16 protein-coding genes and 1 other RNA gene are annotated in these 20273 nt (G+C 68.3%); 1 reads left to right on the top strand and 16 read right to left on the bottom strand.

The genetic code is table 11. The annotated features are described in order from the left end of the window. The first annotated feature begins 27 nt into the window (after positions 1 to 27). Positions 28 to 870 (top strand): DUF1295 domain-containing protein, encoded by an 843-nt coding sequence (locus ACIQTX_RS07045; RefSeq protein ID WP_402970578.1) that lies wholly within the window; start codon positions 28 to 30, stop codon positions 868 to 870. A 36-nt stretch (positions 871 to 906) separates the two neighbouring features. Here ACIQTX_RS07045 and ACIQTX_RS07040 read toward each other — a convergent pair whose 3' ends face one another. The 16 genes from ACIQTX_RS07040 to ffs form a co-directional block, all read right to left on the bottom strand. Beyond that, positions 907 to 2166 carry an alpha-hydroxy-acid oxidizing protein gene (locus ACIQTX_RS07040; protein WP_402970575.1) on the bottom strand — a complete coding sequence of 420 codons (1260 nt, stop codon included), beginning with the start codon at positions 2164 to 2166 and terminating at the stop codon, positions 907 to 909. Between the two features lie 10 nt (positions 2167 to 2176). Next, positions 2177 to 2899: a FadR/GntR family transcriptional regulator gene (locus tag ACIQTX_RS07035; protein ID WP_105528667.1), complete on the bottom strand. Its 723-nt coding sequence runs from the start codon at positions 2897 to 2899 to the stop codon at positions 2177 to 2179. Between the two features lie 129 nt (positions 2900 to 3028). Then, positions 3029 to 3682, bottom strand: coding sequence for a thymidine kinase (locus ACIQTX_RS07030; protein ID WP_402970570.1), 654 nt, complete (start codon positions 3680 to 3682; stop codon positions 3029 to 3031). A gap of 9 nt (positions 3683 to 3691) precedes the next feature. Further along, on the bottom strand, positions 3692 to 5164 hold the full coding sequence (locus ACIQTX_RS07025; protein ID WP_402970567.1) for a malate:quinone oxidoreductase: 1473 nt from the start codon (positions 5162 to 5164) through the stop codon (positions 3692 to 3694). An 83-nt stretch (positions 5165 to 5247) separates the two neighbouring features. After that, positions 5248 to 6318 carry an aspartate-semialdehyde dehydrogenase gene (locus tag ACIQTX_RS07020; RefSeq protein ID WP_402970564.1) on the bottom strand — a complete coding sequence of 357 codons (1071 nt, stop codon included), beginning with the start codon at positions 6316 to 6318 and terminating at the stop codon, positions 5248 to 5250. A 269-nt stretch (positions 6319 to 6587) separates the two neighbouring features. Next, positions 6588 to 7868: an aspartate kinase gene (locus ACIQTX_RS07015; protein ID WP_028503388.1), complete on the bottom strand. Its 1281-nt coding sequence runs from the start codon at positions 7866 to 7868 to the stop codon at positions 6588 to 6590. 252 nt (positions 7869 to 8120) lie between these two features. Continuing rightward, the gene (locus ACIQTX_RS07010) at positions 8121 to 9038 is read right to left on the bottom strand and encodes a DMT family transporter (protein WP_402970560.1); all 918 of its coding nucleotides are present in this window, start codon (positions 9036 to 9038) and stop codon (positions 8121 to 8123) included. Beyond that, entirely contained in the window at positions 9035 to 9628 is a 594-nt protein-coding gene (gene recR, locus ACIQTX_RS07005) for a recombination mediator RecR (protein ID WP_105528271.1), read from the bottom strand. The genes ACIQTX_RS07010 and recR overlap by 4 nt, the downstream gene beginning before the upstream one ends. Next, the gene (locus ACIQTX_RS07000) at positions 9628 to 11892 is read right to left on the bottom strand and encodes a DNA polymerase III subunit gamma and tau (protein ID WP_402970556.1); all 2265 of its coding nucleotides are present in this window, start codon (positions 11890 to 11892) and stop codon (positions 9628 to 9630) included. The genes recR and ACIQTX_RS07000 overlap by 1 nt, the downstream gene beginning before the upstream one ends. Before the next feature lie 45 nt (positions 11893 to 11937). Continuing rightward, complete coding sequence (locus tag ACIQTX_RS06995) at positions 11938 to 14442, bottom strand: glycoside hydrolase family 65 protein (protein ID WP_402970553.1); 2505 nt, start codon at positions 14440 to 14442, stop codon at positions 11938 to 11940. Further along, positions 14439 to 15197 (bottom strand): beta-phosphoglucomutase family hydrolase, encoded by a 759-nt coding sequence (locus ACIQTX_RS06990; RefSeq protein ID WP_028503393.1) that lies wholly within the window; start codon positions 15195 to 15197, stop codon positions 14439 to 14441. The genes ACIQTX_RS06995 and ACIQTX_RS06990 overlap by 4 nt, the downstream gene beginning before the upstream one ends. Before the next feature lie 100 nt (positions 15198 to 15297). Beyond that, positions 15298 to 16518, bottom strand: coding sequence for an acetate/propionate family kinase (locus tag ACIQTX_RS06985; protein WP_402970550.1), 1221 nt, complete (start codon positions 16516 to 16518; stop codon positions 15298 to 15300). Then, a complete protein-coding gene (gene pta / locus ACIQTX_RS06980; RefSeq protein ID WP_402970547.1) occupies positions 16515 to 18632 on the bottom strand; it encodes a phosphate acetyltransferase in 2118 nt (705 codons plus the stop codon). Before pta ends, ACIQTX_RS06985 begins: the two co-directional genes overlap by 4 nt. A 65-nt stretch (positions 18633 to 18697) precedes the next feature. Beyond that, positions 18698 to 19393 carry a hypothetical protein gene (locus tag ACIQTX_RS06975; protein ID WP_402970544.1) on the bottom strand — a complete coding sequence of 232 codons (696 nt, stop codon included), beginning with the start codon at positions 19391 to 19393 and terminating at the stop codon, positions 18698 to 18700. Next, the gene (locus tag ACIQTX_RS06970) at positions 19390 to 20001 is read right to left on the bottom strand and encodes a rhomboid family intramembrane serine protease (RefSeq protein ID WP_402970541.1); all 612 of its coding nucleotides are present in this window, start codon (positions 19999 to 20001) and stop codon (positions 19390 to 19392) included. The genes ACIQTX_RS06975 and ACIQTX_RS06970 overlap by 4 nt, the downstream gene beginning before the upstream one ends. Positions 20002 to 20067: 66 nt before the next feature. Next, an RNA gene (ffs, locus tag ACIQTX_RS06965) (signal recognition particle sRNA small type) lies at positions 20068 to 20164 on the bottom strand. Between the last annotated feature and the right edge of the window lie 109 nt (positions 20165 to 20273).

Genomic DNA, 20273 nt, shown 5'->3' with positions numbered 1-20273 from the left:
GTCATAGGAGGGTCCTAACATGGCGTCATGGACGCCCTGCTCATCGTCGTCATCGTCGCCACAGTCACGAGTGCTGCGTGCTGGCTTCTCTCGCTGATCACTCGCGACACCTCCTGGGTCGACCGTGCCTGGTCGATCGTCCCGGTCGCCTACGTCTGGATCTTCGTCGCCGGCGCGTTCGCGAACGGCGACGGATCCGCGCGCGCGGTCCTGATGGGCGTGCTCGCAACCGCTTGGGGAGCACGCCTGACATTCAACTTCGCCCGCAAGGGCGGCTACACCGGCATGGAGGACTACCGGTGGGCGATCCTGCGCAAGCGGATGCGTCCCTGGCAGTTCCAGATCTTCAACCTGCTGTTCATCATCGGCTATCAGATGACGCTGCTCGTGCTCATCACGTTGCCCACCGCGGTCGCCGCGCAGCATCCATCCGCCCTCACCGGGTGGGATGCGCTGTTCATCGCCGCGTTCCTCGCGTTCCTGCTCGGCGAGACGATCGCCGACCAGCAGCAGTGGATCTTCCACCAGCGCAAGAAGCAGGCGGGCGGCACTCTCGCTCCGGGCTTCGCCACCTCCGGGCTGTTCCGGTACAGCCGCCACCCGAACTTCTTCTTCGAACAGGCGCAGTGGTGGGCGTTCTACGCGATCGGCGCCACCGCTGCCGTGACCGGTGGCGCCGGCGTCATCGGCGGGGTGCTGAACCCCACCATCGTCGGCGCCGCGCTGCTGACCGTGCTGTTCATCGGCTCGACGATCTTCACCGAGTCGATCACCGCATCGAAGTACCCGGCATACGCCGAGTACCGCCGCACGACCTCGATGCTGTTCCCCTGGCCGCCGCGCGCCCGCGCCGTCGCCCCGCAGTCCTGAGGCACATCGGATCGTTCGGCGCGGGCGGCGTCTCGGTCAGAGAGTGCGTGCCTCGGCGGCTGCGCGCGTCACCGGCACCAAGCGCGTCAGCTGGGTGACGTGGCCCGGTTCGAGCTCGGCGAGCGAGGCGACACCCAGCAGTCGCATCGTGCGCTCGATCTCACTGCGCAGGATCTCGATCGTGCGGTCGACGCCCTGACGTCCGCCGGCCATCAAGCCGTAGAGGTAGGCGCGTCCGATCAGAGTGAAGTCGGCTCCGAGGGCGGTGGCCGCGACGATGTCGGCACCGTTCATGATGCCCGTGTCGATCATGACCGTGAAGTCGTCGCCGACGGCCTGCCGCACCTGGGGCAGCAGGTGGAACGGGATCGGTGCGCGGTCGAGCTGACGGCCGCCATGGTTCGAGAGCACGATGCCGTCGACGCCTGCATCGCGCAAGCGCACCGAGTCCTCGACGTTCTGCACGCCCTTGATCACGATCTTCCCCGGCCAGATGTCGCGGATGACGGCGAGGTCGTCGTAGCTGATCGTCGGGTCCATCGCCGCATCCAGCAGCTCTCCCACCGTGCCGCCGGTGGTGCTCAACGAGGCGAACTCGAGCTTGGGTGTGGTGAGGAAGTCGTACCACCACCAGGGCCGCGGAATGGCGTTGATGATGGTGCCGAGCGTGAGCTGCGGCGGAATGCTGAAGCCGTTGCGCTTGTCACGCAGGCGCGCACCGGCCACCGGGGTATCCACCGTGAACTGCAGGGTGTCGAACCCCGAGGCGGCAGCACGACGGGTGAGCTCGTAGGAGATCTCGCGGTCTCGCATGACGTAGAGCTGGAACCAGTTGCGTCCGTGCGGGTTCGCAGCCTTCACTCCCTCGATCGACGTGGTGCCGAGGGTGGAAAGCGTGAAGGGGATTCCTGCGGCTGCCGCGGCTCCCGCACCGGCGGTCTCCCCCTCGGTCTGCATCAGGCGCGTGAACCCCGTCGGCGCGATTCCGAACGGCAGAGCGGATGGACCGCCGAGGATCTCGACGCTCGTGTCGACCGTGGGAGCCGGGCGCAGGATCCCCGGGTGGAACTCCACGTCCTGGAAGGCCTGGCGCGCGCGGGTGAGCGACAGTTCGCCCTCTGCAGCTCCGTCGGTGTAGTCGAAGGCGGCCTTCGGCGTGCGGCGCTTGGCGATCAGACGCAGGTCGTCGATGGTCAGCGCGCCCTGCAGCCGACGCTTGCGACCGTCGAGCTCGGGCTTCTTGAACTTCATGAGTTCGAGGAGTTCGACGGGATTGGGTACCTGGCGCTGCACCATGATGTGCCTCTCAGTTCTGGGGGTCGATGTCACGGGTGAGGCCCGCAGACGTGTAGTAGCCGGTGATGTGCGTGTGGACGAGGGATCGAGCGGTCTCGGCATCGGCGGCATCGATCGCGGCGACCAGAGCGTGGTGCTCGGCGCGGAGCCGGGTGGCCATCGCGTCCCAGTCCGGGATCGCAGAGACACCCGCCTGCACGTACGACTCGATCGAGGAGCGCAGGCCCGCCATCATCGCGGCGATGACCGTGTTGCCGCTGGCCTCCGCGAGCGAGAGGTGCAGCTGGGCGTCGAGGGCGAGGAACTCCGCCGGGGCGAGCCCTGCGGCATCCATCGCCTCGAGCAGCTGATGGGCCCGGGTCGTGTCACGATCCGGAGAAGACGCCATCGCAGTGACGACCGCGTCTTCGAGCACGAGACGGGTGCGTACGACATCGTCCAGCGGGAATCCCTGAGCTGCGACCTGCAGCCGCAGCAGTGCCGACATCCCCCCGGTCGGGGTGGCGATGACGATGGCACCCGACTGCGGTCCGGAGCCGGTCGCCGTGCGGATGAGCCCCATCACCTCGAGGACGCGGAACGCCTCGCGCACGCTGGAGCGGCCGACTCCGAGCTCGGTCGCGAGCTCGCGCTCGGACGGCAACCGATCGCCGGGTCCGAGTCGTGCGTCGAGGAGGTCGCGCTCGATGTGCTCGAGCACGAGTCGCCATGCGCGCGCGGGCTGGTCGGTCATCGATCCTCCTGTGGTCTGACCACAGGCTATCGGGTGTGGTCAGACCACGCAAACAGGACGCGCTCGCGCACGACTGCGCGACGGTTCCCGCTGACCGGAGGGGTGGCGGAACCGGCGAGCTGGCCAGCCTCAGCCCAGGCGTCCGCCGGACTCCTCGAGATAGCAGGTACCGCAGAGCGACTCGTATGTGGTCAGCTCGGGTGATGCCGATCCGGTCGCACCCTCATCGATCGCGACCTGGTCGCCGTCGAACACGAAGCGTCCGCCGACGACGCGGCCGTTGAACACGGCCTTGCGCCCGCACCGGCAGATGGTCTTGAGCTCCTCGAGCGAGTGCGAGATCGCCAGAAGGCGCGCGGATCCGGGGAAAGCGTGCGTGAGGAAGTCGTTGCGGATGCCGTAGGCGATGACCGGGATGCCGTCGACCACCGCGATGCGGAAGAGGTCATCGACCTGGGTCGGCGTGAGGAACTGTGCCTCGTCGATCAGCAGGCATGCCACGTCGCGGGGCCCCTCGGGGAGCAGCTCGTCGTCCGACGTATGCAGCATGCGTCCACGGTGCTCGGCGAAGATGACGCGCGCGTCATCTTCGAGAGCGATCAGGAAGTCGACAGGGCGCGTGACCCCGAGCCTGCTCTCGACCTCCGATGCTCCCTTGGTGTCGATCGCGGGCTTCGCGAGCAGCACGCGCTGGCCGCGCTCCTCGTAGTTGAAGGCGGCCTGCAGCAGTGCGGTCGACTTGCCCGAGTTCATCGCGCCGTAGCGGAAGTAGAGCTTCGCCACGGTGCCGCCTCAGACGTTGATGCCGAGGGCGGCTGCGGTCGCTTCGGTCGACTTCTCCGCGAGCGTCGGGTTCTCGTTCAGCTTCTCGCCGAACGTGGGGATCAGGGCGCGCAGCTCAGGCTCCCAGCTCGGGTACTCCGCGGGGAAGCACTTCTTGAGCAGATCGAGCATGATCGGAACGGCGGTCGAGGCTCCGGGAGAGGCGCCGAGGAGTCCCGCGATAGACCCGTCGGCGGCCGCGACGACCTCGGTGCCGAACTGCAGGATGCCACCCTTCTTCGGGTCCTTCTTCATGACCTGCGCACGCTGCCCCGCGTCGATGAGCGTCCAGTCCTCATCCTTCGCGGTCGGCATGAACGTGCGCAGGCTGTCGACCTTCTTGGCGTGGTTCTTCAGCAGTTCGCTGACGAGGTACGTGATGAGGTCGGGGTTCTTCACGGCTACCTGCAGCATCGGCAGCAGGTTGTGTGCGCGGACCTGCGAAACGATGTCGAGCATCGAACCGTTCTTCAGGAACTTCGGGCTGAACGTCGCGAACGGGCCGAACATGAGCGAGGCCTCGCCGTCGACGACACGCGTGTCCAGATGCGGCACCGACATGGGCGGAGCGCCGACCGACGCCTGCGAATACACCTTCGCCTTGTGCTGCGAGACGACCGTCGGGTTCGTGGTCTTGAGGAACTGTCCGCCGATCGGGAAGACGCCGTAGCCCTTGATCTCGGGGATGCCGGAATTCTGCAGCAGCTTGAGAGCCCAGCCACCAGCACCGACGAACACGAAGCGCGCCCTGACCTCGTTCGGTGTGTGGCCGATGCTGTTGCGGTACTTGACCAGCCAGGTGCCGTCCTTCTGCTTCTTCAGGCTGCGCACCTCGTGGTTCGTGCGCAGCGTGACGCCCGAATCGGTGAGGTGATCGAAGAGCTGGTGCGTCAGCGCACCGAAGTCGACGTCGGTGCCTGCGGGAACGCGGGTCGCAGCGAACGGCTCGCCCTTGACTCGCTGCTGCATGAGCAGCGGCGCCCACTTGTTGATGACGCGGGAGTCTTCGCTGTACTCGATGCCGGCGAACAGCGGCTGCTTCTTGAGCACCTCGTAGCGGCTCTTGAGGTACGCGACATCCTTCTCGCCGCGCACGAACGTCATGTGCGGGGTCGCGTTGATGAAGGTCGACGGTGCGTCGAGCACGCCCTTGTCCACCAACGAAGACCAGAACTGGCGGCTCTGCTGGAACTGCTCGTTGATCGAGACGGCCTTGGCAGGATCCAGCGGAGCATCGCCCTGCTGCGGCATGTAGTTCAACTCGCACAGAGCGGCGTGCCCCGTGCCGGCGTTGTTCCACGGATTCGAGCTCTCCTGAGCCACCTCGGAGAGTCGCTCGAAGGCGACGATCTTCCACTCCGGCTGCAGCTCGTGCAGGAGAGTACCCAGGGTGGCGCTCATGATGCCACCGCCGATCAGGACGACATCGACGTTTTCAGTCACCGAGCCAGTCTAGTTCGCGGGCGCGCCATCGCAGACCATGGGGCCTCGTCCGACCAGACCGCTTCCACATGGCGGGGATACCGTCAGGCTATGACCGCCAGGCGCTCTGCCAGGATCTCGGCGATCTGCACAGCATTCAGTGCTGCGCCCTTGCGCAGGTTGTCGTTGCTGAGGAACAGCACGAGGCCCTTGCCTTCGGGTGCGGACTGGTCGGCACGGATGCGACCGACGAAGCTCGGGTCTTTTCCTGCGGCCTGAAGCGGCGTGGGAACCTCGTCGAGCACGACACCGGGGGCGACGCTCAGCACTTCGCGCGCACGCTCAGGCGTGATGTCGCGGGCGAACTCGACGTTGATCGAGAGGGAGTGCCCGGTGAAGACCGGGACGCGCACGCAGGTGCCCGCGACGCGGAGGCCCGGGAGCTCGAGGATCTTGCGGCTCTCGTTGCGGAGCTTCTTCTCTTCGTCGGTCTCGTTGTCGCCGTCGTCGACGAGGTTGCCGGCGAAGGGGATCACGTCGAACGCGATCGGTGCGATGTACTTCTCAGGCTCGGGGAAGTCGACCGCCGAGCCGTCGTGCACGAGGCGGAGGGTGTCACCCTGCGCGAGCACTCCCTCGACCTGGCCGAGGAGCTCCTGCGCGCCGGCGAGACCCGAACCGGAGACGGCCTGGTAGGTCGACACGATCAGACGCTCGAGGTCGGCCTCGGCGTGCAGCGCCTTCAGCACGGGCATCGCAGCCATCGTGGTGCAGTTCGGGTTCGCGATGATGCCCTTGGGGCGCTCGTCGATCGCGTGCGGGTTGACCTCGCTGACGACGAGCGGCACCTCGGGGTCCATCCGCCAGGCGCTGGAGTTGTCGACCACCACGGCGCCTGCCGCGGCGAAGCGCGGAGCGTACGCGCGGCTGGCGGTGGCGCCGGCCGAGAACAGGGCGATGTCGATGCCCGCGGCATCCGCCGTCTCGACGTCTTCGACGATGACCGTCGCGCCGCCGAACTCGATCGCGGTGCCGGCTGAGCGTGCGGAGGAGAACAGTCGCAGGTCGCGGATCGGGAACGACCGCTCGGCGAGAATCTCGCGCATCACGGTGCCCACCTGGCCGGTGGCGCCGACGATGGCGACGGAGAGTCCTGATTCGGAGATGCGGGTCATGATGTTCCTTGGCGTCGTGCGGTACTGCGTACGAGGCTTCAGGCGCGGCGTCGGGATGCTGAGGCTGCGCCTGGCGCCGGTGTCAGGGTTTCGGCGAGTCTACCGCGCCCAGATAAGGGCACGGGCCACCGGCATCCGCGGCGACGGCGGTGGCGTTCGGGTGTGAGAACAGGCCATCACGCGGCATCAGGCGGATGCTGTGCGTGATGGCCTGATCCGGCGTGACAGCCTGATGCGGCGCAGGACTGCCGGCGGGATGAGCGTGCGGGTCAGCGGCCGGTGCCGGCGTGGATCGTGGCCTCGGCGTCGCCGTCGAGCCCGTAGGCGGTGTGCACGGTGCGTGCGGCCTCGGTCAGGTCGGTGTCGCGCAGCACCACCGAGATGCGGATCTCGGAGGTCGAGATCATCTCGATGTTGATGCCACCGGCCGACAGCGCCTCGAAGAGCGTGGCGGAGACGCCCGAGTGCGTGCGCATGCCCGCACCGACGACCGACAGCTTGCCGATCTGGTCGTCGTGGATCAGGTTCTGGAACCCGACCTCGGTCTGCTCTCCGGCGAGGGCCTTGAGCGCTGCCGCGGCATCCGCCTTGGGCACGGTGAAGGAGATGTCGGTGCGACCGGTCGCCGACACGTTCTGCACGATCATGTCGACGTTCGCACCCGACTTGGCGACGATCTTGAAGATCTCGGCGGCCTTGCCCGGCACGTCGGGCACACCCGCGACCGTGATCTTGGCCTGGCTGAAGTCGGTGGCGACACCGGCGACGATCGGTTCTTCCATGACTGCTCCCTCGGCTTCGCGAGGGTTCTTCATACCCTCGCCCAGAACGTATGTGCCCTCGGCCGACGAGAAGGTCGACCGAGCGTGAATGAGGACGCCGTGACGGCGTGCGTACTCGACGGCCCGGATGTAGAGCACCTTGGCGCCGTTGGCTGCGAGCTCGAGCATCTCCTCGCTGGAGACGTGGTCGAGCTTCTGCGCCTTCGGGATCACCCGCGGATCTGCGGTGAAGATACCGTCGACGTCGCTGTAGATCTCGCACACATCGGCGTCGAGGGCTGCGGCGAGGGCGACGGCCGTGGTGTCGGAACCGCCACGGCCGAGCGTCGTGATGTCACGAGTGTCGCGGTTGAAGCCCTGGAAGCCGGCGACGATCACGATCGCCCCCTCGTCGAGAGCTTCGCGCAGACGCACCGGCGTGACATCGACGATGCGCGCGGCACCGTGCTGCGAGTCGGTGATCATGCCTGCCTGGCTGCCCGTGAACGAGCGCGCCTCGAAGCCCATCGAGTGGATCGCCATGGCCAGCAGCGCCATCGAGATGCGCTCTCCGCTGGAGAGGAGCATGTCGAGTTCACGCGGCGCGGGGATCGGCGCGACCTCGTTCGCGAGGTCGAGCAGTTCGTCGGTGGTGTCGCCCATCGCGCTCACGGCGACGACCACGTCGTGGCCCGCACGACGCGTGTCGACGACGCGCTTGGCGACGCGCTTGATGCTCTCTGCGTCGGCGACAGACGAGCCGCCGTACTTCTGCACGATGAGGGCCACGATCACTCCCTGGGATGACGGGCGGATCCGCCCACGCTCATTCTACGATCGGCGCGTATGCCCCGCAGCGCATGTGACACCCCCCTCCCCCTCTCCCCCTCACAGCTGCACCCCTCATGGCGCCGAGTGCACGGGATGTCGCCGAGTGCACCGGTAAGCCGTGTCGACAGGCCGTGCGCTCGGCGACAAGCCGTGCACTCGGCGCCAGCGTTCGAGCGCAGGGCGAGGGAGCGAGGGCGAGGGGGCAGGGGGTCAGAGGGCGGGCGGGAGCGCTTGAGGCGACACCGGGCGCAGTCGGCCGCCCGTGGCGGCGAACCAGCAGCCGACGATGATCAGGGGGAACCCGAGCAGCAGACCGGGGGTGAGCGGTTCGGCGAGGACGATCGCGCCGAGGATGATCGCCACGACCGGGTTCACGTAGGTGAACAGAGGAGCGCGCACCGGCCCCACCTCGCGGATGAGGGCGAAGAACGCCAGGAATGCGACCGCCGTGCAGATCACGGCGAGCGCGAGGAGCGCGGCGATCGACGGCAGGGTGGGCACCTCGTGCTGGGTGAGCAGACCGATCGGGAGATAGAAGATCCCGATCATGAGCAAGGACAGCGTGATCGTTCCCAGCGACGGGACATCGTTGAGCTTGCGGGCCACGATGAACGGCGCGATCGCATAGAGCACGGCGACCAGCAGCACCTCTCCTGCGGCGAGAAGACTGACCTCGCCACCGAAGAGCCCGGGACCAGCGACCACGATCGCGACGCCGATGAAGCCGACGAGCAGCCCGATCCCGCGGGCCGGCCGCAGAACCCCGCGATCACCTCCGCTGAGGGCGATCAGAGCGGCGAACAGCGGAACGGTCGCCACCAACAGCCCGGTCATGCCGGAGGGCAGCGTCATCTCGGCGTGACCGAGGAGCAGGAAAGGGCCGGCCATCTCGACCGCACCGAAGGCCAGCACCCAGGGCCAGTGCTTGAGCGCGGCACGCAGCGCTCCACTGCGGAGGGCGAACGGCAGCAGCAGCAACGCCGCGATGAGCGTGCGTCCTGCCACGATGGCCGGCGGCGAGATCGACTCGACCGCGATGCTGATGAACAGGTACGGCACGCCCCAGAGAAGGGCCATCGCCCCGAAGAGCAGCCAGCCGCGTCGCGAGAAGCCCGCGTTCGCGGTCACAAGATGCGCCGGCCCTCGAAGGCCCGGCCGAGGGTGACCTCGTCGGCGTACTCGAGGTCGCCGCCGACGGGCAGCCCCGAAGCGAGTCGGGACACCGTGATCTGCATCGTGGTCAACAGCCTGCTCAGGTAGCTGGCGGTTGCCTCACCCTCGAGGTTGGGGTTGGTTGCGAGGATGACCTCCTGCACCGTGCCGTCGGCGAGGCGCGTCATGAGCTGGGTGATGCGGAGATCGTCCGGACCGACGCCGGCGATCGGGCTGATGGCGCCCCCGAGCACGTGGTAGAGCCCTCGGAACTCCCTGGTGCGCTCGATGGCCGCGACGTCTTTCGCGTCTTCGACCACGCAGATCAGTGTCTGGCTGCGACGCGGATCGCGGCAGATGGCGCAGCGTTCCTGCTCGGCGACGTTGCCGCAGATCTCGCAGAAACGCACGCGGATGCGAATCTCACTGAGCAGCTCGGCGAGACGGGCGACATCGAACGTCGGCGTCTGCAGAATGTGGAACGTGATCCGCTGGGCGGACTTCGGGCCGATGCCGGGAAGCCGACCGAACTCGTCGATCAGCTCCTGAACGATGCCGTCATACATCAGGAGAACCTCGTCGGGGGCTCGTAGGGCTCTTCACGAACGAACGTCGCGCCGAGCACCTGGCGGATCACGGCCTCACCGTAGCGCTGGACTCCCCCGACGGAGGGCGTGCGCTCGATGACGGCCGGCGGAGCAGCAGCCGCACGCTGTACCTGCGGCGTCGGCGGAGCGGTGGGAGCCTGCCGCGGCGCGGGAGGCTCATACGACGGATCGTAGGGCGGCTCCTCGTCGAAGGCGGGAGCATCATCATCGCCCGGCAACGGAGGCTCGTCGCGATCGACAGCGCCGTCGGACGGCGGCACCGGAGCGGATGCGGCCGCTTCGACCTCTTCAGGCTCATCGTCGACCGGGAGGGGCGACGTCGGTGCCGGCGAGCTGTTCAGTGATTCCGCCTGTGCAGTGGGAATCGCCGCAACGGCCCATTCCGTCACCGAGGACGCCGACGCGCCACGGACCTGCGAACGGGGTGGCCCCGCTGACGCAGGCTCCGATGCGGGAGCGGAATCGGCGGGCGCCGAGGGACCGGATGCTGCAGGCTGGCGCGGAGCACCGCCTGTGGGCATCGGCGCGGGCAGGTACTTCACCCTGACCCCGAGCTCATGCTCGATCGCGGAACGCAGGTGGTCGGACGGCCCCGATCCCGGCGTCGTGCCCTTGAACTTCTGGACATCATGCTGGCTGGTGAATCCGAGCGTGAGGACCTCGGTGTCAGTGACGTACGCGAGCGGCTGCACGGCGGTGGCGAGCAGCCAGGACGTGCGGCTGATGCCCTCGAGCCGCGTGAGGACGGCAGGCCAAGCCCCACGGATACTCTCGAACGTCACGGGCCCCTGCGGCGCGGCAGATTCCGGCGATGCGGCCTCCGGTGCGGCGGGGGTCTCGCTGACGGCCTGCGCGGCAACCGGGTTCTGCTCGGCACCTGCGGGCGCCGGAGCCGACTCGACGCTCGCGGGCGCCGTGGTCGTTTCCGCAGCCACGGACTCGGCCGGAGCCGGAGCCGCCGGAGCAGTCGGTGCAGCAGCAACAGCAGGTGCAGGAGAGGGCGCAGACACAGCCTGCGCGGGCGCAGGTGCCGATGCGGCAGCAGGGCGAGCCGGAGCGGCACCGCGCTCGACGACAGGCGCCGAGGTCGAAGCCGGGGCATCTGTCGCAGCGGCGAGAACTCGCGCCACCATGAGCTCGAGGTGCAGGCGCGGTGACGTCGCACCGGACATGTCGTCGAGCGCCGCGCTCACCACGTCGGCCGTGCGCGAAAGACGTGCGGCGCCGAAGGACTGGGCCTGGGCGCGCATGCGCTCCAGGTCGTCTTCGGCGATGCCGCGCAGGACGGCCGAGGCGCCGGCACCGACCGCCGCGATCACGATGAGGTCACGCAGACGCTCGAGCAGGTCGTCGACGAAGCGGCGCGGATCTTGCCCGGTCTGCACCACGCGGTCGATCGCGGGGAAGGCGGCAGCGGCATCACCGGCGGCGAGCGCATCGACGATCTCGTCCAGGAGCGCCGCGTGCGTGTAGCCGAGCAACGAGACGGCGCGTGCGTAGCCGACGGTGACCGTCTCGGAGCCTGCCGGTGCGTCGGATCCGGCGATCAGCTGGTCGAGCAGCGAGAGCGTGTCTCGCGGGGAGCCGCCACCGGCACGGACGACGAGCGGGAGGACGCCCTGCTCGACGATCACGCCCTCTTCGGCGCACAGCTTGGCGACGTACTCGAGCATCGCGGCAGGCGGCACCAGCCGGAACGGGTAGTGGTGTGTGCGCGACCGGATGGTGCCGAGGACCTTCTCGGGCTCGGTGGTCGCGAAGATGAACTTGACGTGCTCCGGCGGCTCTTCGACGAGCTTGAGCAACGCGTTGAACCCCTGCGGCGTCACCATGTGCGCCTCGTCGAGGATGAAGATCTTGTAGCGGTCGCGGCTGGGGGCGAAGGTCGCCCGCTCACGCAGGTCGCGCGCGTCGTCGACGCCGTTGTGGCTCGCCGCGTCGATCTCGACGACATCGAGCGACCCACCGCCGGCGCGCGACAGCTCGACACAGCTCGGGCAGACGCCGCACGGCACGTCGGTCGGCCCCTCGGCACAGTTGAGGCAACGCGCCAGGATGCGCGCGGAAGTCGTCTTTCCACACCCGCGAGGACCGGAGAACAGGTAGGCATGGCCGACCCGGTCTCCGCGCAACGCCGTCATGAGCGGATCGGTCACCTGGGACTGCCCGATCATCTCACCGAACGTCTCGGGTCGGTAGCGGCGGTAGAGGGCTGTGGTCACCTCAACAGCCTACGGCGTGCCACCGACCTTCGGCGGGCCCGAGCATCAGTCGATCGGTTCGATCACCGGGATCGTCGTCGTGATCACGGGAACGGATGCCGACATGCGCGTGCCGTCTTCGCGTCGGGCATCGGCGAACTGTCGGAGTGTCGGTCGTCCGGGGATCAGGGGGCCCTGATCGGCGAGCGGCACGACGACCTCGTCCTCGACGGTCGCGATGTACGACGACTCCCGCACACTGAACGGAACCGGGGGTCCGCTGCGCACCTGCACACGCAGCTCGTCCTTCGTCACCGTCACGTACAGGTTCGACCCCTGCCACTGCAACGGGAACGACAGCGAAGGCCACCCCGCCGGAAGCCGCGGATCGAAGCTCAGGTCACCCGCGTAGTCACGCATGCCGCCGAAGCCGCACACAAGAGCCGTCCACACGCCGCCCGCTGAGGCCACGTGCACGCCGTCCGCCGCGTTGTGGTGAAGGTCGTGCAGATCGACGAACAGCGACTGCTCGAAGTACTTCTGCGCGAGGTCCTGGTAACCCACCTCGGCGGCCAGGATCGACTGCACGACGGCCGACAGGGTCGAATCCCCCGTGGTCAGCGGGTCGTAGTAGTCGAAGTCCGCCTTCTTCTCCTCGGGGGTGAAGTGATTGCCCTGCAGGAACAGTGCGAGCACGACATCCGCCTGCTTCAGCACCTGGAACCGGTAGATCACCAGTGGGTGGAAATGCAGCAGCAGCGGACGCTGTTCGGCGGGCGTGTTGGCGAGATCCCACACTTCACGCTCGAGGAAGAGCGAGTCCTGCGGATGGATGCCGAGACCCTCGCTGTACGGGATGTACATGGCCTCGGCCGCCCGATCCCACGCCTCGGCCTCACCGGGGCCGAGGCCAGTGCGGTCGACCAGCTTCACGTAGTCGTCGGGGTAGCTCTCCCTGATCTCCCGGACGATCTTGGCCGCGTAGCGGAGGTTGTAGCGGGCCATAACGTTCGTGTAGAGGTTGTCGTTCACGACCGTCGTGTACTCGTCAGGACCGGTCACACCGTGGATGTGGAAGGTCTCGATCCCATCCCCTGGCGCACCCTCGACGAGCCGCGAGGCACGCCAGAATCCGAGAGTCGCCCACAACCGCGCCGTCTCGATCGCGATGTCGGCACCTTCACGGCGAAGGAAATCTTCGTCGCCGGTCGCACGCACGTACTTGCCCAGGGCGAAGCTGATGTCGGCGTTGATGTGGTACTGCGCGGTGCCGGCGGCGTAGTACGCCGAGGCTTCCTCGCCGTTGATCGAGCGCCACGGGAAGAGCGCCCCCGCCTCGTTGAGCTGCGCGGCACGGCGACGCGCTGCAGGGAGCATGCCGACGCGTGCGCGCAACGCGTTGTACGCCCAACGCGGTGATGTGTACGTGAGGAACGGGAGCACGTAGATCTCGGTGTCCCAGAAGTAGTGTCCGCTGTATCCCGACCCGGAGACCCCCTTGGCGGGGACTCCGGCGCCGTCGGCACGCGCTGAAGCCTGCGCGAGCTGGAACAGGCACCAGCGCGTGGCCTGCTGCAGGTCGTCGCGCCCGCCGATCTGCACATCGCTGCGCTCCCAGAACGCGTCGAGCCACTCGCGCTGGCGGCGGAACACGGACTCGACGCCCTCGTCCTCCGCCCTGTCGAGCGAGCGGCGGCAACGATCCACGAGCTCCCGCGGCGGCACGCCACGCGACGTGTGGTAGCTGACGAGCTTGGTGACCGTGATCGGCACGCCGGCCTTCGCCTGCACGCGGAAGACGTTCTTCGCGATGTCCGGCTCGACGAGGGTTCGGGCGTTGTACTCGTTCTCGGTCTCCACGACATGATCGGCGACGACGGCGACCGTCATCCCCGAGTCGGCGACACGGTAGGACAGTGCCGAGCGCAGGCCGTCCTGCCAGTGCTCGGCCGGCTCCAGCACGCGGTCGGCGATCTTCTCGGCCTTGCGAGGGTCGAAGGCCGCGGCCTTCGTGCCGATCGGGGTGCCGGCGTAGACGCCCGCACCATCCTGCCGGTTGAGCAGCTGGCAGCTGATCGTGACGGGAGCGTCGGCGTTCTCCACCACTACCTCGAGGCGGAGCACTGCGAGGTGGCGCTCCTCGAAGCTCACGATGCGCTCGTCACGCATGCGCACGCGCTTGCCCGACGGCGTCTCCCACACCACATGGCGCTCCAGGACACCGGTGCGCAGGTCGAGCGTGCGCCGGTACTCCCGCACGTCGGCGTCGTCGAGCGAGATCGGCTCATCGTCGACGTAGACGCGCATGACCTTCGCGTCGGGGGCGTTGACGATCGTCTGGCCGACCTCGGCGAACCCGTAGGCCTGCTCGGCGTGACGGATCGGCCATGTCTCGTGCAGCCCGTTGATGAAGGTTCCGTGCTCCTGCGCACCACGACCCTCGATGTGGTTGCCGCGGAGGCCGAGGTAGCCGTTGCCGACGGAGAACAGCGTCTCGCCGACACCCTCCTCGGAGTAGTGCGTGTCGATCAGACGCCACGGGTCGACGGGGAAGCGGTCGCGATCGATCATGCGGTCTCCGGGAAATCGGTGCGGGCAGCGGGAACGAAAAGGGCGAGGTCGTCGACGACGACCGTGGCACCGGCAGCGCGCAGCGCCTCGGCACCGGCACCGCGATCGACGCCGACCACGGCCGTGAAGCCGGCAGCGGCGGCGGACGCAGCGCCGGAGGTGGCATCCTCGACGGCGACGGCACGCGTCGGGTCGACACCGAGGGCGACCGCACCGGCGGCGAACATGTCGGCGGCAGGCTTGGAGGCGAGCCCGTCGCGCTCGGCGACGACTCCGTCGACGACGACTCGGAAGAAGGAGCGGAGGCCGGCGGCGCCCAGTACCTCTTCGGCGTTCTTGGAGCTCGAAACCACACCGAGCGGGATGCCGGCAGCGTGCAGGCTCTCGACGAGCGCGAGCGAGCCGGGGTACGGCGCGATCCCCTGACCGCGCAGCGATGCGGCGAACGCGGCGTTCTTGCGGTTGCCGATGCCGCAGATGGTCTCGGCGGAGGGGTCATCGTCGACTTCGCCCCACGGCAGTTCGACATTGCGACTGCGCATCAGGCTCGCGACACCGTCGTAGCGCTTCTTGCCGTCGACATAGTCGTAGTAGTCGGCGTCGGTGTACGGCGGGGTGATGCCCCATCGCGCGAACACGTCGTCGAACACGGCCTGCCAGGCGCGCATATGCACCTCGGCAGTCGGGGTGAGCACGCCGTCGAGGTCGAAGAGCACGCCGTCGGCGTGGAACAGGTCGGGCAGTGCTTCAGGCACAGAGCCTCCAGGAGAAGGGCGATCGTCGGGCCGGCACCTCTCCGTGCCACTGTGCAAGCGTAATGCGGTGGCGCACCGCGGGGTAACCCCCGCTGAAGGATCAGATCAGCTCGGCCGTCTGTCTGGCGATCTGCAGTTCTTCGTCGGTCGGCACGACGAGCACCGTCACCGGCGAGACATCCGTGGAGATCCGGCGGATGCCGCGCTCTCTGGCCTCGTTGCGGACCGGATCGATCTCGATGCCGGCGAAGCCGAGCGTCGCCATCGCTGCCGCCCGCACCGGCGCCGCGTTCTCGCCGACACCGGCTGTGAAGGAGATGACGTCCACTCCCCCGAGCTGCGCGATGTACGCACCCGCATAGGCGCGCAGACGGTGCACGTAGACGTCGAATGCGAGCATCGCGGCATCCTCCCCGTCTGCCACACCGGCGAGGATGTCGCGCATGTCGCTGCGGCCGGCGAGACCGAGCAAGCCGCTGCGGGTGTTGAGCAGGGAGTCGAGGTCGTCGATCGAGAGGCCGGCGCGGCGGGACAGGTGCACGAGCGCTGCGGGATCGATGTCGCCGGAGCGCGTGCCCATCACCAGGCCCTCGAGCGGCGTCAGGCCCATCGACGTCTCCACCGAGCGTCCGCCGTCGATCGCGGTCACGGATGCCCCGTTGCCCAGGTGGAACACGAGCTGTCTGAGCCCTGCGAGGTCGCGGCCGAGGAACGCCGCCGCCGCTTCGCTCACGTACTGGTGGCTCGTGCCGTGGAAGCCGTAGCGCCGCACCCGATGCTCTGCGGCGAGCGCGGCATCGATCGCATAGGTATACGCCGCCGGCGGAAGCGTCTGGTGGAAGGCGGTGTCGAACACTGCCACATGCGGCACCTGGTCGAACACGGCTCGCGCGGCCAGGATGCCGGCGAGGTTCGCAGGGTTGTGCAACGGCGCGAGCACCGCGAGCTCGTCGATCTGCCGCTCCACGTCGGCGTCGATCAGCGTCGGGGCGTAGAACCGCGCCCCGCCGTGCACCACGCGATGTCCGACCGCGACAGGACGGTGCTCGTCGAGCGATGGCCCGTGCGCGGCGAACTGCTCGCGCATGACCTCGAAGGCGGCGGAATGATCGGCGATCGGCAGCTCGCTGCGATAGGTGGCATCGAGCATGGTCGGCACGGCTCCGCCGTCGGTCGCCGGGCGTACGGTGTGCGCGACGGGGCTCGCGTCCTGGCCGATGCGCTCGATCAGCCCGCTGGCGAGCAGGTTCTCCTGCTCGATGTCGATCAGGCTGTACTTCAGCGAAGAGGATCCGCTGTTGATCACGAGGATCGCGCTCATGCCTGCTCTCCCTGCGCCTGGATCGCCGTGATCGCGACCGTGTTGACGATGTCGTCGACGAGAGCGCCGCGCGACAGGTCGTTGATGGGTTTGTTGAGCCCCTGCAGCACCGGACCGATCGCGACCGCACCGGCTGAACGCTGCACGGCCTTGTAGGTGTTGTTGCCGGTGTTCAGGTCGGGGAACACGAACACGGTCGCCCGGCCGGCCACAGCTGAATCAGGGAGCTTGGCCTTGGCGACGGCGGCATCGGCGGCCGCGTCGTACTGGATCGGCCCCTCGACCGGCAGCTCCGGTGCACGCTCGCGCACGAGGGCTGTCGCGGCGCGCACCTTGTCGACGTCGGCGCCGGTTCCGGACTCCCCGGTCGAGTACGACAGCATCGCCACGCGCGGATCGATGCCGAACTGACGAGCGGTCGTGGCAGAGGAGATCGCGATGTCGGCGAGCTGCTCGCTGGTCGGATCGGGGATCACGGCGCAGTCGCCGTACACGAGCACCCGGTCGGCGAGCGCCATCAGGAACACGCTGGAGACGACCCGGACCCCCGGCTTGGTCTTGATGATCTCGAATGAGGGACGGATGGTGTGCGCTGTCGTGTGCGCGGCACCTGACACCATGCCGTCGGCGAGTCCCAGGTGCACCATCATCGTGCCGAAGTACGACACGTCGGTCACCGTATCGGCCGCCTGGGCGAGGGTGATGCCCTTGTGCGCCCGCAGTCGCGCGTATTCCGCGGCGAAGCGCTCGACCAGCTCGGGGTCGGTCGGGCTGAGCACCTGGGCCGCGGCGATGTCGACGCCCAGTTCGACGGCACGGGCCCGGATGGACGCCTCGTCGCCGAGGACGGTCAGATCGGCCACCTCTCGCGCGAGCAGGGTGCCGGCGGCGCGCAGGATGCGATCATCATCGCCCTCCGGAAGGACGATGCGGCGGCGATCGGCGCGAGCGCGCTCGATGAGTCCGTACTGGAACATCAGCGGCGTCACGACGTGCGCTTCGGCGAGCCCGAGCTGCTCGGTGAGCTCCACGATGTCGACGTGCGCCTGGAAGAGCCCGAGCGCACGGTCGTAGCGGGTGCGGGAGTCCGGCGAGATGCGGCCGCGCGTGTTCATGACTCGAATCGCCGTGTCGTAGGTGCCGAGATCGGTCGTGATGATCGGCACCGTCGAGACGAATCCGTCGAGCAGCTGCACGATCGGCTCCGGCAACGGGAAGGGGCCGTTCAGGATGATGCCGGCGATGCGCGGGAAGGTACCGGACGAGTCGGCGAGCAGTGCTGCCAGCAGCACCTCGGTGCGGTCGGCGGGGATGACCACGACCGCCTCATTGGTCAGTCGCGGCAGGACGTTCACCATCGACATGCCGGCGACGACGATGGTCAGCGCCTCCCGGGTCAACCGGTCGTCGTCGCCCTTGAGCAGCTTTCCGTCGACGGCGGCGAGAATGCCCCTGATCGAAGGGGCCACGAGCGCACGGTCCTCGGGGATGGCCCACACCGGGGTGTGCTCCTCGGGCAGCGCGGCGCGCACGGCGTCGACGATGGCGTCGAGTGCTTCCGGGTCGGCCCGGTTCACGGCGACGGCGAACAGCTCGGCCCGCTCCTGCGCCAGCTCGGGAAGTGCGAGCGCGGCGATCTGTGCGATCGCGGCTGCGGGGCGTGCCGTCGTGGTGCCGAGCTGCTCCGCCTGGCGCTGCTGGTCGCGGCCGCTGAGCACGAGCAGCACGGGGGCGCCGAGGTTGGCGGCGATCCTGGCGTTGAACCCGAGCTCTGCCGGGCTTGCGACATCCGTGTAGTCGCTGCCGATGATGACGACCGAGTCGCATTGCGCCTCGACCGCTTTGAACCGCGCGACGATCGTCGACAGCGCGGCATCGGGATCGGCTCGCACGTCGTCGTAGGTGACCCCGATGCAGTCCTCGTAGTCGAGGTGCACGCCGTCGTGCGCGAGCATCAGCTCGAGGATCTCGTCCCGCGCGGTGACGGAGCGTGCGATCGGACGGAACACCCCCACCCGCGGCGAGACGCGCATCAGGGCGTCGAGCGTCCCGAGGGCGATCGTCGACTTGCCGGTGTGTCCTTCGGCCGAGGTGATGTAGATGCTCTGCGCCACGACTTCAGCTTAGGCGCGGCATCCATGAACCCACCGAGGATCGCACCGGGTCTAATGCCGCAGCATCACTCGCACGGGCCGGACATCGCGTCGACCACAGCCGTGGCATCGGCCTGGAACCGCGAGTAGTAGTCACGGTCGGTGTTGATCTGCACCCGGTGGATCGCGTGCGAGGGCTCCATGCCCTGCCAGTCGGGCAGCCGCCCCAGCCGGTCGAAGAACAGGGTCGTCGCCGTCGCCGGGTCCATCCGCTGCTCGGCGCTGCCCCACCACTCCTGCTGCTGGAACAGCCCGATGCTGGTCGTGCGCGAGCCGTCGGGGTTGGTGAAGCCGCGCGTCTCCCAGTCGCCGTAGTCGATGTTGCGCAGGCTGCTCTCGCCCATCGCCGTCATCACCCCGAGGATCTGTCCCTCGCGGGCGAAACCGAGCGCACCCGCCGTGCGGATGATGGTCGCCGCGTTGTCGAGCTGCTCGCCGCTCCATCCCTCGATGCCCGCCTCCGGGAAGGTCTGCGGGTCATCGATGCAGATCGGGGCGGGGTCGCGCGCGAGGCCCAGTGGGATGAGCACGAAAAGGCCGACGACGACCACGCCGGCCCCGAGCGACAGGAGCACTCGCTGCAGGATCTTCCGGCGCCGCAGTCGGTTCGCGGCCTGCCGTCGAGTGCCGGGCTTCCGACCTCTCCGCTTGTTCTTGCGCCTGGCCGTCGGCCTCTTCGTCGCAGGTCTGCGCTTCGCCCGCGATGCCGGTGCGGCGCTCATGACGTCAGGGTTGCGCGGTCGGCTCGAGGACGTCGGCCGATCAGGGCGGCCATGCCGCCGCCGATGGCTCCGAACAGGTGTCCCTGCCAGGAGATGCCGTCGGCGACGCCGAAGACACCGGCCAGCATCGAACCGCCGTACAGCGCGATCACGACGACCGCGATCACCGCGTAGAGGATGCGGTGCGCGACGCGACCGGGGGCGAAGACCCGCATCACGACGTAGCCGAAGTAGCCGAAGACGAGTCCGGAGGCGCCGACCGTCAGGGTGCCAGGGGCGTTGAACACCCAGGTGCCGATGCCACCGATGACCGCGACGACGGCCGTGACAGCCCAGAACCGTCGGGTGCCCTCGACCGCGACGAGACAGCCCAGCACGAGGAACGGCACGGAGTTGCCGATGAGGTGCTGCCAGTTCGCGTGCAGGAGCGGACCGAGCACGATGCCGCCCAGCCCCGAGACATCCCAGGACCGCAGTCCGAAGCCGGTGAACGAGCCGGGGAGGATCGCATCGGCGAACTGCACGACCCACATCGCGACGAGCAGGAGCACCGGCGAGGCGAATCGGCCGAGCGGATGCTGCGCCTTCGGCGGCTGGGTGACGGTCACCGCACGATTGTCGCAGGTGCAGCCAGGAGTGGACTGAGGATCCGTGCCGACCGACCCTTGGGCAAAGAAAATGACTCTCCGCGCACCCAGCAGAGCCCGGTTACCCTTGCTGCGTTTCCGCCCTGGGGGAATTGGCCTGGATGCCGCCACGCGGAGAGCCGTCAACCATCCTAGCCCGAGGAACGCACTGCTTCGAACAGCGGCCTCCCGATGCCTGCAACCTCAGGGGAACCTGCCAGAGCAGCGCGCCCTCCACAGGGTTACGATCGAGT

Source organism: Microbacterium sp. NPDC090281, from assembly GCF_044769635.1.
Taxonomy (GTDB): domain Bacteria; phylum Actinomycetota; class Actinomycetes; order Actinomycetales; family Microbacteriaceae; genus Microbacterium.
The sequence above is the reverse complement of the archived record's forward strand: the minus strand, read 5'-3'. Positions and strand labels throughout refer to the sequence as shown.

What these genes read in the sequence shown, in the direction of transcription:
- ACIQTX_RS07045 (WP_402970578.1), top strand. Translation starts at nt 28, where the DNA reads ATGGACGCCCTGCTCATCGTCGTCATCGTCGCCACAGTCACGAGTGCT.
- ACIQTX_RS07040 (WP_402970575.1), bottom strand. Translation starts at nt 2,166, where the DNA reads ATGGTGCAGCGCCAGGTACCCAATCCCGTCGAACTCCTCGAACTCATG.
- ACIQTX_RS07035 (WP_105528667.1), bottom strand. Translation starts at nt 2,899, where the DNA reads ATGACCGACCAGCCCGCGCGCGCATGGCGACTCGTGCTCGAGCACATC.
- ACIQTX_RS07020 (WP_402970564.1), bottom strand. Translation starts at nt 6,318, where the DNA reads ATGACCCGCATCTCCGAATCAGGACTCTCCGTCGCCATCGTCGGCGCC.
- recR (WP_105528271.1), bottom strand. Translation starts at nt 9,628, where the DNA reads ATGTATGACGGCATCGTTCAGGAGCTGATCGACGAGTTCGGTCGGCTT.
- ACIQTX_RS06995 (WP_402970553.1), bottom strand. Translation starts at nt 14,442, where the DNA reads ATGATCGATCGCGACCGCTTCCCCGTCGACCCGTGGCGTCTGATCGAC.
- ACIQTX_RS06985 (WP_402970550.1), bottom strand. Translation starts at nt 16,518, where the DNA reads ATGAGCGCGATCCTCGTGATCAACAGCGGATCCTCTTCGCTGAAGTAC.
- ACIQTX_RS06975 (WP_402970544.1), bottom strand. Translation starts at nt 19,393, where the DNA reads ATGAGCGCCGCACCGGCATCGCGGGCGAAGCGCAGACCTGCGACGAAG.